Genomic DNA, 17,271 nt, shown 5'->3' with positions numbered 1-17,271 from the left:
CACAGCCAACACTTCATCCATTCGCGAGCTCGCCCTATGTTCGACTCACTGTCCATTCGCCTGAAAATCGTCTTGCTGTCCGGTCTGTGCCTGCTGGGTGTAGTCGCCTTGATAGTGGGCATGAACATCTACCAGACCAATCAGAACGATGACCTGGTCAATGACTCCAGCAGCCGGATGCTCACCGCCAGCGTGCAGGACCTGCTCCAGGCCAAGGCCGCCGAGCAAGCGGTGCGGGTGCAGAAGACGTTCGGTGAAACCCTGACGGTGGTGACCGCACTGGCCGACCAGATCAAGGACATGCGCACCATGGCCGCCAAGCGCTCGCTGGAGCCGGGCGCGCTGCGTGAAGAGTTGAACCTGAGCCTGAAAACCGCCTTCGAGCGCAACAGCAAAGTGCTGGGCGTCTGGCTGGCCTTCGAACCCAACGGCCTGGACGGCAAGGACAGCGAATTCGTCAACGATGCCGCCCGCCAGTCCAACGAGGCCGGACGTTTCGCCACTTATTTCAGCCGTGCCGGTGGTGAAACGCTGAACACGATCATGGTCGAAGAGGACATGACCAAGACCACCCTGAACCTCAGCGGCACACCGTACAACGTCTGGTACACCTGCCCGCGGGACAGCAAGCGCACCTGCCTGCTCGACCCGTACGCCGACACCGTCGGCAACAAGGAAGTGTTGATGACCACCATTTCCGTGCCGCTGGTGGTGGATGGCAAATCCATCGGCGTGGTCGGTGTCGACATCGCCCTCGACGCGTTGCAAGCGGCGGCCGTCGATTCCCAGCGTGAACTGTTCAACAGCGCCGGGCACATGCTGATCGTTTCCGGCACCGGTGTGCTGGGTGCCTTCAGTGTCGACGCGGCCAAGGTCGGCAAGAACATCGCCGAGACCCTGGGCGCTGACGGCAAGGACATCTTGCAACTGCTCGGCAATGGCGCACCGAAGATTCTCCAGCAAGGCGACCTGATCCGTGCGGTGTACCCGGTCAGCCCGATTGCCGACGCCAAGCCCTGGGCCGTGGTGATCGACCTGCCCAGGCAAGTGCTGCTGGCCGACTCGGTGAAGCTGCACAAAGTGCTCAACGAGGCCCAGCAAAGCGGCACGATCAACGCCGTGGTGATGGCCGTGATCGCCGGTGTAATCGGCTTGCTGCTGATCTGGCTGACCGCCTCCGGCGTGACCCGTCCGATCAACAGCGTGGCGCAAATGCTCAAGGCGATTGCCAGTGGCGACGGCGACCTGACCCAACGCCTGCAGTACAGCAAGAAAGATGAACTGGGCGAACTGGTGAGCTGGTTCAACCGCTTCCTCGACAAGCTGCAACCGACCATCGCGCAGATCAAGCAAAGCATCACCGACGCCCGTGGCACCGCCGATCAGTCGTCCGAGATTGCCCGCCAGACCAGCGAAGGCATGCAGGTGCAGTTCCGCGAAATCGACCAGGTCGCCACCGCCTCCAACGAGATGAGCGCCACCGCCCACGACGTTGCCAACAGCGCTTCGAACGCGGCCAACGCCGCCAAGGGTGCCGACCAGTCGGCCCGCGACGGCATGCAGATCATCGAACGCAGCACACGCGACATCAATCAGTTGGCCGATGAGGTCAGCAAGGCTGTCACCGAAGTCGAAGCCCTGGCGGTCAACAGCGAGCAGATCGGTTCGGTGCTGGAGGTGATCCGCAGCATCGCCGAGCAAACCAACCTGCTGGCGCTCAACGCGGCAATTGAAGCCGCCCGTGCCGGCGAAAGCGGTCGCGGCTTTGCGGTGGTGGCGGACGAAGTCCGCAACCTGGCCAAGCGCACCCAGGATTCGGTGGAAGAAATTCGCCTGGTGATCGAACGCATCCAGTCCGGCACCCGCGGCGTAGTCGCCACCATGCACTCGAGCCAGACCCAGGCCCACAGCAATGCCGGGCAGATCCAGCAAGCGGTACAGGCGCTGGGCAAAATCAGCGACGCCGTGACGGTGATCAGCGACATGAACCTGCAAATCGCCAGTGCCGCCGAACAGCAAAGCGCCGTGGCCGAAGAGGTCAATCGCAACGTCTCGGCGATTCGCACCGTCACCGAAACCCTGACGGGCCAAGCCACTGAGTCGGCGCAAATCAGCAGCCAGCTCAACTCGCTGACCACCCACCAGATGAAGTTGATGGACCAGTTCCGTGTTTGAAAAATAGCCCCATCCCCTGTAGGAGCGAGCTTGCTCGCGAAGACGCCAGCCCATGCAACATCAATGTGGCTGACACACCGTCTTCGCGAGCAGGCTCGCTCCCACAAGGTTTCACATGATCCGGGCATGTTTTGAACTAAGATCGGGCTCTCGTTCTGGAGGGCCCTTCGATGACTGAACTGCTCACGTCCATTCAAGCCGCACTCGGTTTGCCCCACACCCCGATTCCCTTCACGTCCAGTGGCGCCCTGCCCTCGGCATTTGCCGTCACGGACCTGGCCTGCGCCAGCATCGCCGCTGCCGGCCAGGCAACCAGCGAATTGCTGCACCAGCAAACCGGTCGCGTGCCCAACCTCGAAGTCGACCGCCGCCTGGCGTCATTCTGGTTCGCCACCTCGATTCGCCCGACAGGCTGGAGCGTTCCACCGCTGTGGGATGCAGTGGCCGGCGACTACGCTACCCGTGATGGCTGGATTCGCCTGCACACCAACGCGCCCCATCACCGTGCCGCTGCCGAACGCGTGCTCGGTGCCTGCGCCGACCGCGCTGCGATGGCCAGTAAAGTGACGCGATGGGCGAACAGCGAACTGGAGCAAGCTGTGGTCGCCGCCGGTGGTTGTGCCGCCGAAATGCGCACCTGGGAAGAATGGCAGGTCCATCCTCAAGGCCTGGCGGTCAACGCCGAACCCTTGATTCAATTCGCCCACCCACAAGGGCAGAACGGCAAACCGTGGACAGGTTCAGTCGCTCGACCACTGGCCGGCATCAAGGTGCTGGACCTGACGCGGGTATTGGCGGGGCCCATCGCCAGTCGCTTTTTGGCAGGCCTGGGTGCCGATGTGTTGCGCATCGACCCGCCCACCTGGAACGAGCCAGGGGTGGTGCCGGAAGTCACATTGGGAAAACGCTGCGCACGTCTTGATCTGAAGGATAAGTCCGACCGGGCCGTTTTCGAAGGCCTGCTCAAGGAGGCCGACATTCTGCTCCACGGCTATCGCGCCGATGCACTGGAGCGGCTTGGCCTGGGCATGAATCAGCGCCAGCAACTGAACCCCGGGCTGATCGATGTGAGCCTCAACGCTTATGGCTGGAGCGGCCCCTGGCAAAACCGTCGGGGCTTCGACAGCCTGGTGCAGATGAGCTGTGGCATTGCCGAAGCGGGCATGCAGTGGAGGCAGGCGGACAAGCCCACGCCGTTGCCGGTGCAGGCCCTCGATCACGCCACCGGGTATTTGATGGCGGCCAGTGCGATCAGGTTGTTGGCGCAGCGGTTGAACGACGGCACGGGGGGCTCGGCGCGGTTGTCGCTGGCGCGTACGGCGAGGTTGTTGATCGAGCAAGGAGCCGGCCCGGATGAACCGTTGCGCGCCGAAGACCAAAACGATCAGGGGGTACAGGTTGAGCAAACCCCCTGGGGGCCGGCGCATCGGTTGCACGCACCGCTGAAGATCACGGGAACGCCTTTGCAATGGGCCTTGCCGGCTACTGAATTAGGTTCCCATCGCGCGCAGTGGTGGTGAGTTTTAGATAGCCTTCGCTGGCAAGCCAGCTCCTACAGGTATTCGCTGAACCACTGTAGGCGCTGGCTTGCCAGCGAAGACGTCCGAACGGCCAACGCCGCATCCGGATCAGCTCAATCAGAACGACTCAACGACGTCCACAGCAACTGCGCCGCATACCCCCGATAAGGTCGCCACGCGTCAGCCCGCGCCAACAATTGCTTCGCCGTCACCGGCCCGCCCTCCAGCGCTGCCAACGCATTGATCAAGCCGACATCACCATTGGGAAAGCCATCCATCTCGCGCAATTGCCGCAAGGCGATGTACTGGGCCGTCCAGTCGCCAATCCCGTGCAAGGCCAGCAACCGCGCGACCCCGCCCTCCCGGCCCGACTCGAATAACCGCGGATCGTCGAGTAACGCCTGGGCCACACCCGACAATGTCCGGCCGCGACTTTTCGGCATCCCCAGCGCGGCCAGGTCTGCCCCCGCCAGTACGTCGGCCGTGGGGAACACATGGCTCAACCCCGATAACGGTTGCGCCAACGGTGCGCCATATTCCGCCACCAGCTTCCCCGCCAATTTGATCGCCGCCACCACCGTGATCTGCTGCCCCAGCACCGCCCGAATCGCCAGTTCCAGACCGTCCCAGGCACCCGGTATGCGCAAGCCCGGGCGCTCGGCAATCAGTCGTGCCATCAGCGGATCCAGCGCCAGGTGTCGATGCGTCGCGCTCAGGTCGGCATCCAGGTCGAACATCCGCCGCACCCGGGCGACGATTTCTGGTACCGCGCCCGGGTCTGGAAATTCCACGGTCAACTCAAGGGCATTCGAGGACGCCGGCTGGATCGAGAACCAGCCGTGCACACCGTGCAAACCAATGCTGCGGGCATACACGCCGTCACTCACCGTCTCGAGCCCGGTAATCGCCCGCGCCGACAGAAAACCGAGCATCGCCGGCCAGTCATAGGGCGGCTCATACGCCAACAATAGATTCACAGGCTCAGCAACCCACTGTACAAACCATAGGCCGCCAGCCCCGCGCCGCCGAGGACGCCGGTGAAAATGCCCTTCTCGATGACCGTAAACAGCGGCATGCTCTGCTCACGGCGCGCCTTGGCAAACAGGATCACCCCCGGCGCGTACAACAACGCCGACAGCAACAGGTATTTCAAGCCACCGGCGTATAGCAACCAGACCGAGTAGCTCAAGGCGATGACGCCAATGAGCAAATCCTTGCTGCGCTCGCCCGGCACTTGTTGGTAAGTGTCGCCGCGCAGGCACAACAACACCGCATAGGCCGCCGACCATAGGTACGGTACCAGGATCATCGACGACGCAAGGTAGATCAGGCTGGTGTAGGTCCCGGCGGAAAACAGCGTGATCAGCAGGAACAGCTGGATCATCGAGTTGGTCAACCACATCGCATTGACCGGCACATGATTGGCGTTTTCCCGGGTCAGGAAGGCCGGCATGGTCTTGTCCTTGGCCGTGGCGAAGAGGATTTCTGCACACAGCAACGCCCAGGACAGCAACGCGCCGAGCAACGAGATCGCCAGCCCGGCGCTGATCAGCCACGCGCCCCAAGGGCCGACAATGTGCTCAAGCACCGCCGCCAGTGAAGGGTTCTGCAACTTGGCCAGCTCCGGCTGGGTCATGATCCCCAGTGACAGCACGTTCACCAGCACCAACAGCGCGAGCACACCAATAAAGCCGATGACCGTTGCCCGACCCACGTCGGAGCGTTTCTCCGCACGCGCCGAATAAACGCTGGCGCCTTCGATGCCGATGAACACGAACACGGTGACCAGCATCATGTGCCGCACCTGGTCCATCACGCTGCCGAACTTAGGGTTGTTCTGCCCCCAGATATCGAGGGTAAAGATGTCGGCCTTGAAGGCCACGGCGGCAATCACGATGAACATGATCAGCGGCACGATCTTGGCGACGGTGGTTATCTGGTTGATGAACGCCGCCTCCTTGATCCCGCGCATCACCACAAAATGCACGGTCCAGAGCAGCACCGACGCGCAGGCAATGGCAACCGGCGTGTTGCCTTCGCCGAACACCGGGAAAAAATAGCCGAGGGTGCTGAACAATAAGATGAAGTAGCCGACATTGCCCAGCCACGCGCTGATCCAGTAGCCCCAGGCCGACGAAAACCCCATGTAGTTGCCGAACCCGGCCTTGGCGTAGGCGTACACCCCGGAATTCAGTTCCGGCTTGCGATTGGCCAGGGTCTGGAACACGAACGCCAGGGTCAGCATGCCCACCGCGGTAATCGCCCAACCAATCAGGATGGCACCCGCGTCGGCTTGCATTGCCATGTTCTGTGGCAGGGAGAAAATCCCGCCGCCGATCATCGACCCCACCACCAGGGCGATCAATGCGTTCAGGCGAAGCTTTTGCGGGGCTGGCGTCATGGGTGTGTCTCCGTTGCGGGGCGGCCTGTGCCGCCAGATCGTAACAAATCGGCGGTTAACTAAAACAATGAAGCGTAATTACGTTTAATGGAGAGCGCCAATCAAAGTCTTAACTTGCATAAATCGGCTTTTTTGGCGCCGTTATAATCATTAGCTTTATAGCTTTTTTTGATACATCCATCCTGTACAAAAAAGGCAAGGATAAAACTTGCAGATTTTGGATAAGGAACTAGCGTCATAATTCGAAACAAAAATAGATAGTTGCAATAACTGTCGACAGAAGGCTCTAGAACAAGCATTACAGGAAGTTACCGGGCAAATGATGGCACTGCGCCAAGCGTTTCCTGAACGCCATCATTTACTGATCTAAGTCAGTTGATGGAATAGCCAACAGAATTAATCTGTGGCCTCTCTTCTCCTGCATTGGAGTCATGCAATGTCTGAAGCTCCCGGAAAACTAAAACTCGGCGCACTGGTGGCACTGGTCGTCGGTTCGATGATTGGGGGCGGGATCTTTTCCCTCCCGCAAAACATGGCTGCCAGTGCCGATGTCGGCGCCATCCTGATCGGTTGGGCAATCACCGCCGTCGGCATGCTTACGCTGGCGTTCGTGTTCCAGACCCTGGCCAACCGCAAGCCCGACCTCGACGGCGGGGTCTACGCCTATGCCAAGGCCGGCTTCGGCGACTACATGGGTTTCTCGTCCGCCTGGGGGTACTGGATCAGTGCCTGGCTGGGCAACGTCGGCTACTTCGTCTTGCTGTTCAGCACCCTGGGTTACTTCTTTCCGATTTTCGGTGAAGGCAATACCGTTGCCGCCGTGATCGGCGCCTCGGTGCTGCTCTGGGCCGTGCACTTCCTGGTGCTGCGCGGGATCAAGGAAGCGGCGTTCATCAACCTGGTGACCACCGTCGCCAAGATCGTGCCGCTGGTGCTGTTCATGCTGATCGCGTTGTTCGCTTTCAAGCTGGACATCTTCACCGCCGACATCTGGGGCCTGAAAAATCCCGACCTGGGCAGCGTGATGGACCAGGTGCGCAAAATGATGCTGGTCACCGTGTGGGTGTTCATCGGCATCGAAGGCGCGAGCATCTTTTCGGCCCGGGCGGAAAAACGCAGCGACGTGGGCAAGGCCACCGTCATCGGCTTCGTCACCGTGCTGCTGTTCCTGGTGCTGGTCAACGTGTTGTCACTGGGGATCATGACCCAACCGGAACTGGCCAAGCTGCAGAACCCGTCGATGGCCGCCGTGCTCGAACACGTGGTCGGTCACTGGGGCGCGATACTGATCAGCGTTGGCCTGATCATCTCCCTGCTTGGTGCATTGCTGTCGTGGGTGCTGCTGTGTGCGGAGATCATGTTCGCCGCCGCCAAGGACCACACCATGCCGGCCTTCCTGCGCAAGGAGAACGCCAACCATGTCCCGGTCAACGCCCTGTGGCTGACCAACGCCATGGTGCAGATTTTCCTGGTCATCACCTTGTTCTCGGCCAGCACGTACCTGTCGCTGATCTACCTCGCCACCTCGATGATCCTCGTGCCCTACCTGTGGTCGGCGGCCTATGCCCTGCTGCTGGCCGCGCGCGGTGAAACCTACGAGGGCTCGGCCGCCGGCCGGCAAAAAGATCTCATCATCGGCGCCGTGGCCCTGATCTACGCGATCTGGCTGCTGTACGCCGGCGGCATCAAGTACCTGCTGCTCTCGGCACTGCTCTATGCCCCCGGCGTGATCCTGTTTGCGAAGGCTAAGCTTGAAATCAACAAACCGGTTTTCACCAACGTCGAGAAGCTGATTTTCGCCGCAGTGGTCGTGGGTGCCGTGGTGGCGGCCTACGGTCTCTACGACGGCTTCCTGACCCTGTAATGCAATCGTTTTGTCCCCTGGAGGTTCACTGTAATGACCACGGAAAAAGTTAAGTACGGCGTCCATTCCGAAGCCGGAAAACTGCGCAAAGTCATGGTTTGTTCCCCAGGCCTGGCCCACCAGCGACTGACCCCGAACAACTGCGACGAACTGCTGTTCGATGACGTGTTGTGGGTGGCCCAGGCCAAGCGCGACCACTTTGACTTCGTCACCAAGATGCGTGAACGCAACATCGATGTGCTGGAAATGCACAACCTGCTGACCGACATCGTCGCCATCCCCGAAGCCCTGGACTGGATTCTGGAACGCAAGATCACCGCCAACTCGGTAGGCCTGGGCCTGATCAACGAAACCGCCTCGTGGCTGCGCAGCCTGGAGCCGCGCAAGATCGCGGAGTTCCTGATCGGCGGCGTATCGGGCGACGACTTGCCGAGCAGCTTCGGTGGCAAGGCCATCGAGATGTTCCGCGATTTCCTCGGCAACACCAGCTTCATTCTGCCGCCCCTGCCCAACACCCAATTCACCCGCGACACCACCTGCTGGATCTACGGCGGCGTCACCCTCAACCCGATGTACTGGCCGGCACGCCGTCAGGAAACCCTGCTGGCCAGTGCCATCTACAAGTTCCACCCCGAGTTCACCAACGCCGACTTCCAGATCTGGTACGGCGACCCGGACAAGGATCACGGCAACGCCACCCTTGAAGGCGGCGATGTGATGCCGATCGGCAATGGTGTGGTGTTGATCGGCATGGGCGAACGGACGTCGCGCCAGGCCATCGCCCTGTTGGCGGTGAACCTGTTCAAGAACAAGGCGGTAGAGAAAGTGATCGTCGCCGGCCTGCCGAAATCCCGCGCAGCGATGCACCTGGACACCGTGTTCAGCTTCTGCGACCGCGACCTGGTCACGATTTTCCCGGAAGTGGTGAACCAGATCGTGGCCTTCACCCTGCGTCCCGATGAGAGCAAACCGGAAGGCATCGACATCCGTCGCGAAGACACCAACTTCCTCGACACCGTGGCCCAGGCGCTCAACCTCAAGGCCCTGCGCGTGGTCGAGACTGGCGGCAACAGCTTCGCCGCCGAGCGCGAGCAATGGGACGACGGCAACAACGTGGTGGCCGTGGAACCGGGCGTGGTCATCGGCTACGACCGCAACACCTACACCAATACCCTGCTGCGCAAGGCCGGGGTGGAAGTCATCACCATCAGCGCCGGCGAACTCGGCCGGGGACGAGGCGGCGGCCATTGCATGACCTGCCCGATCATCCGCGACCCAATCGACTACTAACCTGTTAGCCCTGGCCTGCACTTACCCAGCGCAGGCCAGGGGGATAACCGACACTTAAGGAGATCCAAAATGGCGTTCAATATTCATAACCGCAATCTGCTGAGCCTGGAACACCACACGCCTCGCGAGTTGCGCTACCTGCTCGACCTGTCCCGCGACCTGAAACGTGCCAAGTACACCGGCACCGAACAGCAGCACCTGAAAGGCAACAACATCGCGCTGATCTTCGAAAAAACCTCGACCCGCACCCGTTGCGCATTCGAAGTCGCGGCCTACGATCAGGGCGCCAACGTCACCTACATCGACCCGAACTCCTCGCAGATCGGCCACAAGGAAAGCATGAAGGACACCGCCCGCGTGCTCGGGCGCATGTACGACGCCATCGAGTACCGTGGCTTCAAGCAGGAAATCGTCGAGGAACTGGCCAAGTTCGCCGGCGTGCCGGTGTTCAACGGCCTGACCGACGAATACCACCCGACGCAAATGATCGCCGACGTGCTGACCATGCGCGAACACGCCGACAAGCCAATCCATGAAATCAGCTACGCCTACCTGGGCGACGCGCGCAACAACATGGGCAACTCGCTGCTGCTGATCGGCGCCAAGCTCGGCATGGACGTGCGCATCTGCGCGCCGAAAGCCCTGTGGCCATTGGACGACCTGGTGGCCCGCTGCAAAAAATACGGCGAAGAAAGCGGCGCACGCATCACCCTCACCGAAGACCCGAAAGCGGCGGTCAAGGGCGTCGACTTCATTCACACCGACGTCTGGGTGTCGATGGGCGAACCGGTCGAAGCCTGGGCCGAGCGCATCCAGCAATTGCTGCCGTACCAGGTCAACGCCGAACTGATGAAAGCCTCCGGCAACCCGCGCACCAAGTTCATGCACTGCTTGCCGGCGTTCCACAACAGCGACACCAAGATCGGCAAGCAGATCGCCGAGCAGTACCCGCACCTGAAAAACGGCATCGAAGTGACCGATGACGTGTTCGAGTCGCCGGCCTGCATCGCCTTCGAGCAAGCGGAAAACCGCATGCACACCATCAAGGCGATCCTGGTGTCGACGCTGGCGGATCTTTAAGACCGGCACCGATCCCTGTAGGAGTGAGCCTGCTCGCGATGGCGGTCTGACATTCAACAGGAATGTCGACTGACACCTCGCTTTCGCGAGCAGGCTCGCTCCTACAAGGGACCGGGTCGTTGCCTTTCCTCTGTTTAGAAGGACTAGCACCATGCGCATCGTCGTAGCTCTTGGCGGTAACGCCCTGCTCCGCCGCGGTGAACCGATGACCGCTGACAACCAGCGCGCCAACATCCGGATCGCCACCGAACAGATCGCCAAGATTCACCCCGGCAACCAACTGGTCATCGCCCACGGCAATGGCCCCCAGGTCGGCCTGCTGTCCTTGCAGGCGGCGGCCTACACTTCCGTCACACCTTACCCGCTGGACGTACTCGGCGCTGAAACCGAAGGCATGATCGGCTACATCATCGAACAGGAACTGGGCAATCTGCTGGACTTCGAAGTGCCCTTCGCCACCCTGTTGACCCAGGTCGAAGTCGACGCCAACGACCCGGCCTTCAACAACCCGACCAAACCCATCGGCCCGGTCTACAGCAAGGCCGATGCAGAAAAACTCGCGGCCGAAAAAGGTTGGGCCATTGCCCCGGACGGCGACAAATACCGCCGCGTGGTCGCCAGCCCGAAACCCAAGCGCATCTTCGAGATTCGCCCGATCAAATGGCTGCTGGAAAAAAGCGCCATCGTGATCTGCGCTGGCGGTGGCGGCATCCCGACTATGTACACCTCGCCCGGCAAGCTTGAAGGCGTCGAAGCGGTGATCGACAAAGACCTGTGCTCGGCGCTGCTGGCCGAACAGCTGGAAGCCGACTTGCTGGTGATCGCCACCGACGTCAACGCCGCGTTCATCGACTTCGGCAAACCCACGCAAAAAGCCATCGCCCAGGCTCACCCCGACGCAATGGAAACGCTCGGCTTTGCCGCCGGCTCCATGGGACCGAAGGTGCAGGCAGCCTGCGAATTCGCACGCCATACTGGGAAAGTGGCGGTGATCGGCTCGCTCGCCGACATCGAAGCAATCGTCCAGGGCACGGCCGGTACGCGCATCAGCACGGCGACCGCCGGCATTACTTACTTGTAGAGAGAGGCCTTTATGGCAACGTTTGATCCAGGTCACTTGCACATCGAGCGCCATGCGCTGAACAAGGATGATGTGAGCTACAACATCCATCTCGACTATGAAGTCAGCAAGAACCCCAAAGGGGAAAAAGGCATTCAGTTCACCCTGCATGGCAGCATTCAGGGCAAGGACCTGAAGGAGCCGTTCTTCCTGCCCAAGGAGGAAGCCTACAACTTCGCCAGCAATGTGACGAAAATTGCCGAGAAATACGGCATTCCCAAGGAAAAAATCGCCATCGGTTCGTCCCACGAACATTACGACATGATGTTCGAAGACATCCGCACGCAACTGGACATGAAGTCCGGCGACCCGATCGATCTCGAGAAATTCGAATAACCCCTATCCCTTGTAGGAGCTGGCTTGCCAGCGATGAACGATAACCCGGTATTACTGACATACCGCACCGTCCGAATCGCCAGCAAGCCGGCTCCTACAGGTGCTGTACCTGACTGCGGATTTCACCTCTACCCCTTCACCAAGGCATACTTGCCACCCTCCGCACTGCAGACCTCAAAACCGCCCCATGCGTATCCACGTCAGCTTCATCGACCGCGTCGGTATCACCCAGGAAGTCCTGGCCCTGCTCGGCGGGCGCAATCTGAACCTGGATGCGGTGGAAATGGTCCCGCCCAACGTTTACATCGATGCGCCGACCCTGAGCCCGCAAGTGCTCGAGGAACTGCGCGATGCCCTGTTCAGCGTGCGTGGCGTGCAAGCGGTGACGGTGGTCGACATCTTGCCCGGCCAGCGCCGGCACTTGCAGCTCGACGCCTTGCTGGCCGCCATGACCGACCCGGTGCTGGCGCTGGACAGCGACGGCAAGGTGCTGCTGGCCAACCCGGCGCTGATTGCCCTCTACGGCCGTGAGCCGGCCGGTGAAAGCATTGCCGAATTATTTGCCGACCCGGCCTTGCTCGACGCCCTGCTGGAAAACGGCTTCCGCCTGCCGCTGCGGGAAATCACCGTCAACGGCCAAACTCTGTTGCTCGACGCCACGCCCATCACCGACGCCGGCGCGCTACTGACCTTGTACCAACCCAACCGCATCGGCGAACGCCTGTCGGCATTGCACCACGATCACGCCGAAGGTTTCGATGCGTTGCTCGGCGAATCCCCGGTCATCCGCACCCTCAAGGTCCGCGCGCAACGGGTGGCGGCCCTTGATGCGCCGCTGCTGATCCAGGGCGAAACCGGCACCGGCAAGGAGCTGGTGGCCCGCGCCTGCCACGCCATCAGTGCCCGCCACAGCTCGCCGTTCCTGGCGCTGAACTGCGCAGCACTGCCGGAAAACCTCGCCGAAAGCGAACTGTTCGGCTACGCCCCCGGTGCCTTCACCGGCGCGCAACGCGGTGGCAAACCGGGGCTGATGGAACTGGCCAACCAGGGCACGGTGTTTCTCGATGAAATCGGCGAGATGTCACCGTATTTGCAGGCCAAGTTGCTGCGTTTCCTCAATGACGGCAGCTTCCGCCGGGTCGGCGGTGATCGTGAGGTCAAGGTCAACGTGCGGATCCTCAGCGCGACCCACCGTGACCTGGAAAAAATGGTCAGTGAAGGCCTGTTTCGTGAGGACTTGTTCTATCGACTCAACGTGCTCAACGTCGAAGTGCCACCGCTGCGTGAACGTGGCCAGGACATCCTGCTGCTGGCCCGTTACTTCATGCAGCAGGCCTGCGCGCAGATCCAGCGGCCGATCTGTCGCCTGGCGCCGGGCACTTACCCGGCGCTGCTGGGCAACCGCTGGCCGGGCAACGTGCGACAGTTGCAGAACGTGATCTTCCGCGCCGCCGCCATTTGCGAAAGCAGCCTGGTGGACATCGGCGACCTCGACATCGCCGGCACCTCAGTGGCGCGCCAGAGCGACCACGAGGTCGACAGCCTCGAGCAAGCCATGGACGAATTCGAGAAAACCCTGCTGGAAAAACTCTACGTCAGCTACCCCTCGACCCGCCAACTGGCGACCCGCCTGCAAACCTCCCACACCGCGATTGCCCACCGGTTGCGCAAGTACGGCATTCCCAACAAGCCCTGACGGACACCACACACCTGTAGGAGCTGGCTTGCCAGCGAAGGGTCCCTCTCACCCGACTTAAATCTGTGGGTGTGACGAACATCGCCTTCGCTGGCAAGCCAGCTCCTATCGGTGCAGGTGCGTTCAAAAACGACCCCCACCTGTACTGAAAGCGCTACAGCGGAACGATATCGCTACACCCCTCTGCGATCACGGCTGCGCAAGGCTTTGATCCACCTCGGCTTTTATCCTCGACATATGCCGTATCGATTTCGCTACAGCGAACTCGTTTCTGCGCTTATCTAAAACAACTAACTATATGATTAATAACGATAAAAACAACATTGGCCGTGTTCTTGCTATGTAGTCCTCCATAACCGGGCATCGCCCCAGCATTCAATCGCGTCCACCAGACGAGTCTGGCCCCTTAGGAGTTCCCATGAGCGAGTTGCGTTTTACTGAAGATCACGAATGGCTGCGTACCGAAACTGACGGCAGCGTCACCGTCGGCATCACCGCTTTCGCCCAGAACGCCCTGGGCGACGTGGTCTTCGTTCAACTGCCTGAGCTGCAGTCCTACGACAAAGGCGCCGAAGCCGCCACCGTGGAATCGGTAAAAGCCGCCAGCGGCGTGTACATGCCGCTGGACGGTAAAGTGCTGGAAGTGAACCCGGCGCTCGACAGCAGTCCGGAACTGGTCAACGAAGATCCGCTGGGCGAAGGCTGGTTCTTCCGCTTCCAGCCAAGCGACGCCGCCGCTGTCGCCCAACTGCTGGACCAGGACGCCTACGACCGCCTGATCAAAGCCCAAGCCGAAGCCTGAGGAGCACTGACATGACTCAAGTCCATTTGACCACTGCCAACGAATTCATCGCCCGTCACATCGGCCCGCGCGCCGGTGACGAGCAGGCCATGCTCAACAGCCTCGGTTTCGACTCCCTGGAAGCCCTGAGCGCCAGCGTGATTCCCGACAGCATCAAGGGCACCAGCGTGCTCGGCCTGGAAGACGGCCTGAGCGAAGCCGATGCCCTGGCCCTGATCAAGTCCATCGCGACTAAAAACCAGCTGTTCAAGACCTTCATCGGCCAGGGTTACTACGGCACCCACACGCCGTCGCCGATCCTGCGCAACCTGCTGGAAAACCCGGCCTGGTACACCGCCTACACCCCGTACCAGCCAGAAATTTCCCAGGGCCGTCTCGAAGCGCTGCTCAACTTCCAGACCCTGATCAGCGACCTCACCGGCCTGCCGATTGCCAACGCTTCCCTGCTCGACGAAGCCACCGCCGCTGCCGAAGCCATGACCTTCTGCAAACGCCTGAGCAAGAACAAAGGCAGCCACGCCTTCTTCGCTTCCGTGCATTGCCACCCGCAGACCCTCGACGTACTGCGCACCCGTGCCGAGCCTTTGGGCATCGACGTGGTAGTGGGTGACGAGCGCGAACTGAGCGACGTGACGCCGTTCTTCGGCGCGCTGCTGCAGTACCCGGCGAGCAACGGTGACGTGTTCGACTACCGCGAGCTGACCGAACGCTTCCACGCCGCCAACGCTCTAGTTGCCGTGGCTGCCGACCTGCTGGCCCTGACCGTGCTGAGCGCACCGGGCGAATTCGGAGCCGACGTGGCCATCGGCAGCGCACAACGCTTCGGCGTGCCGCTGGGCTTCGGTGGCCCGCACGCGGCGTACTTCTCCACCAAGGACGCGTTCAAGCGCGACATGCCGGGCCGTCTGGTCGGTGTCTCCGTGGACCGTTTCGGCAACCCGGCCCTGCGCCTGGCCATGCAGACCCGCGAGCAACACATCCGTCGCGAGAAAGCCACGTCGAACATCTGCACCGCGCAAGTGCTGCTGGCCAACATCGCCAGCATGTATGCCGTGTACCACGGCCCGAAAGGCCTGACGCAGATCGCCAATCGCGTGCATCACCTGACCGCGATCCTGGCCAAAGGCTTGAGCGCCTTGGGCCTGAACGTCGAGCAAGCGAGCTTCTTCGACACCCTGACCGTCAAGACCGGCGCGCAAACCGCCGCCCTGCACGACAAGGCACACGCCCAGCGCATCAACCTGCGCGTGGTCGATGGCGAGCGTCTGGGCCTGTCCCTGGACGAAACCACCACCCAGGCCGACGTTGAAGCCCTGTGGAGCCTGCTGTCCGACGGCAAGGCCCTGCCGGACTTTGCCGCCCTCGCCGCCTCGGTCACCAGCACCATCCCGGCCGCGCTGGTACGCCAGTCGCCGATCCTCAGCCACCCGGTGTTCAACCGCTATCACTCGGAAACCGAGCTGATGCGCTACCTGCGCAAACTGGCGGACAAAGACCTGGCGCTGGACCGCACCATGATCCCGCTGGGGTCGTGCACCATGAAACTCAACGCCGCCAGCGAAATGATCCCAGTGACCTGGGCCGAATTCGGCGCCCTGCACCCGTTCGCCCCGGCCGAGCAAAGCGCCGGCTACCAGCAACTAACCGATGAACTGGAAGCGATGCTCTGCGCCGCCACCGGTTATGACTCGGTGTCGCTGCAACCGAACGCCGGTTCCCAGGGTGAATACGCCGGGCTGCTGGCAATCCGTGCCTATCACCAGAGCCGTGGCGAAGACCGTCGCGACATCTGCCTGATCCCGTCGTCGGCCCACGGTACGAACCCGGCCACCGCCCAGATGGCTGGCATGCGCGTGGTCGTGACCGCCTGCGATGCCCGTGGCAACGTCGACATCGAAGACTTGCGCGCCAAGGCCATCGAGCACCGCGAACACCTCGCTGCGCTGATGATCACTTACCCGTCGACCCACGGCGTGTTCGAAGAAGGCATCCGCGAAATCTGCGGCATCGTTCATGACAACGGTGGCCAGGTGTACATCGACGGCGCCAACATGAACGCGATGGTCGGCCTCTGCGCCCCGGGCAAGTTCGGCGGCGACGTGTCGCACCTGAACCTGCACAAGACCTTCTGCATTCCACACGGTGGTGGCGGCCCGGGCGTAGGCCCGATCGGTGTGAAATCGCACCTGGCGCCATTCCTGCCGGGCCACGCGCAGATGGAGCGCAAGGAAGGCGCCGTTTGCGCGGCACCGTTCGGCAGCGCAAGCATTCTGCCGATCACCTGGATGTACATTCGCATGATGGGCGGCGCAGGTTTGAAGCGTGCATCGCAGCTGGCGATCCTCAATGCCAACTACATCTCCCGTCGCCTCGAAGAGCACTACCCGGTGCTGTACACCGGCAGCAACGGCCTGGTGGCACACGAGTGCATCCTCGACCTGCGTCCATTGAAAGACAGCAGCGGCATCAGCGTCGATGACGTTGCCAAGCGCCTGATCGACTTCGGTTTCCACGCGCCGACCATGTCGTTCCCCGTGGCCGGCACGTTGATGATCGAGCCGACCGAAAGTGAATCCAAGGAAGAACTGGACCGCTTCTGCGACGCCATGATCCGCATCCGCGAAGAAATCCGCGCGGTGGAAAACGGCACCCTGGACAAGGACGACAACCCGCTGAAAAACGCGCCGCACACCGCCAAGGAGCTGGTGGGCGAATGGTCGCACCCGTACAGCCGTGAGCAAGCGGTCTATCCGGTTGCGTCGCTGATCGAAGGCAAGTACTGGCCGCCGGTCGGTCGCGTCGACAACGTGTTCGGCGACCGCAACCTGGTCTGCGCCTGCCCGTCGATCGAAAGCTACGCTTAAACGAATGAGGGGGCGGTTGATCCGCCCCCGATTTCCAGAACACCACAAAATCCTGTAGGAGCTGGCTTGCCAGCGAAGGCGTCCTGTCTGACCCATCGCCTTCGCTGGCAAGCCAGCTCCTAC

Annotated in this window: 12 protein-coding genes and 1 pseudogene; 11 read left to right on the top strand and 2 right to left on the bottom strand. The window is 61.5% G+C overall.

What is annotated here, in order from left to right; translation table 11 throughout:
- Positions 1–36 precede the first annotated feature (36 nt).
- The 3 genes and pseudogenes from J1D76_RS02180 to J1D76_RS02170 all read left to right on the top strand — a co-directional run.
- Positions 37–1,269, top strand: a pseudogene (locus J1D76_RS02180) (chemotaxis protein); the annotation flags it as partial.
- Positions 1,270–1,419: 150 nt separating this feature from the next.
- Positions 1,420–2,175 (top strand): methyl-accepting chemotaxis protein, encoded by a 756-nt coding sequence (locus tag J1D76_RS02175; protein ID WP_371918577.1) that lies wholly within the window; start codon positions 1,420–1,422, stop codon positions 2,173–2,175.
- A gap of 170 nt (positions 2,176–2,345) precedes the next feature.
- Positions 2,346–3,695 carry a CoA transferase gene (locus tag J1D76_RS02170; protein WP_421136815.1) on the top strand — a complete coding sequence of 450 codons (1,350 nt, stop codon included), beginning with the start codon at positions 2,346–2,348 and terminating at the stop codon, positions 3,693–3,695.
- 113 nt (positions 3,696–3,808) lie between these two features.
- Here the strand turns inward: J1D76_RS02170 and J1D76_RS02165 are convergent, their stop codons facing one another.
- Together J1D76_RS02165 and arcD (J1D76_RS02160) are read right to left on the bottom strand one after the other, a co-directional pair.
- Entirely contained in the window at positions 3,809–4,672 is an 864-nt protein-coding gene (locus tag J1D76_RS02165) for a DNA-3-methyladenine glycosylase family protein (protein WP_421136814.1), read from the bottom strand.
- Entirely contained in the window at positions 4,669–6,096 is a 1,428-nt protein-coding gene (gene arcD / locus J1D76_RS02160) for an arginine-ornithine antiporter (RefSeq protein WP_421136813.1), read from the bottom strand. Before arcD (J1D76_RS02160) ends, J1D76_RS02165 begins: the two co-directional genes overlap by 4 nt.
- A gap of 436 nt (positions 6,097–6,532) precedes the next feature.
- Between arcD (J1D76_RS02160) and arcD (J1D76_RS02155) the strand changes: the two genes are divergently transcribed.
- The 8 genes from arcD (J1D76_RS02155) (at position 6,533) to gcvP (ending at position 17,148) form a co-directional block, all read left to right on the top strand.
- Positions 6,533–7,960 carry an arginine-ornithine antiporter gene (arcD, locus tag J1D76_RS02155; protein ID WP_421136812.1) on the top strand — a complete coding sequence of 476 codons (1,428 nt, stop codon included), beginning with the start codon at positions 6,533–6,535 and terminating at the stop codon, positions 7,958–7,960.
- Positions 7,961–7,993: 33 nt separating this feature from the next.
- Positions 7,994–9,250, top strand: coding sequence for an arginine deiminase (gene arcA, locus J1D76_RS02150; protein WP_421136811.1), 1,257 nt, complete (start codon positions 7,994–7,996; stop codon positions 9,248–9,250).
- 69 nt (positions 9,251–9,319) lie between these two features.
- Entirely contained in the window at positions 9,320–10,330 is a 1,011-nt protein-coding gene (locus J1D76_RS02145) for an ornithine carbamoyltransferase (protein ID WP_421136810.1), read from the top strand.
- Between the two features lie 151 nt (positions 10,331–10,481).
- Positions 10,482–11,411 (top strand): carbamate kinase, encoded by a 930-nt coding sequence (gene arcC, locus J1D76_RS02140; RefSeq protein WP_421136809.1) that lies wholly within the window; start codon positions 10,482–10,484, stop codon positions 11,409–11,411.
- Between the two features lie 12 nt (positions 11,412–11,423).
- A complete protein-coding gene (locus J1D76_RS02135; protein WP_421136808.1) occupies positions 11,424–11,786 on the top strand; it encodes a DUF5064 family protein in 363 nt (120 codons plus the stop codon).
- Positions 11,787–11,973: 187 nt separating this feature from the next.
- Positions 11,974–13,482 carry a sigma-54-dependent transcriptional regulator gene (locus tag J1D76_RS02130; protein WP_421136807.1) on the top strand — a complete coding sequence of 503 codons (1,509 nt, stop codon included), beginning with the start codon at positions 11,974–11,976 and terminating at the stop codon, positions 13,480–13,482.
- Between the two features lie 418 nt (positions 13,483–13,900).
- The gene (gene gcvH / locus J1D76_RS02125; RefSeq protein ID WP_421136806.1) at positions 13,901–14,284 is read left to right on the top strand and encodes a glycine cleavage system protein GcvH; all 384 of its coding nucleotides are present in this window, start codon (positions 13,901–13,903) and stop codon (positions 14,282–14,284) included.
- An 11-nt stretch (positions 14,285–14,295) separates the two neighbouring features.
- Complete coding sequence (gene gcvP, locus J1D76_RS02120; RefSeq protein WP_421136805.1) at positions 14,296–17,148, top strand: aminomethyl-transferring glycine dehydrogenase; 2,853 nt, start codon at positions 14,296–14,298, stop codon at positions 17,146–17,148.
- The last annotated feature ends 123 nt before the right edge of the window (positions 17,149–17,271 follow it).

Origin of the sequence: Pseudomonas sp. NFX15 (assembly GCF_049132105.1) — a bacterium.
In the GTDB taxonomy this organism is placed as follows: Bacteria; Pseudomonadota; Gammaproteobacteria; order Pseudomonadales; family Pseudomonadaceae; genus Aquipseudomonas.
Note: the sequence above shows the minus strand (reverse complement) of the source record. Positions and strands in the feature narration are given on the sequence as shown.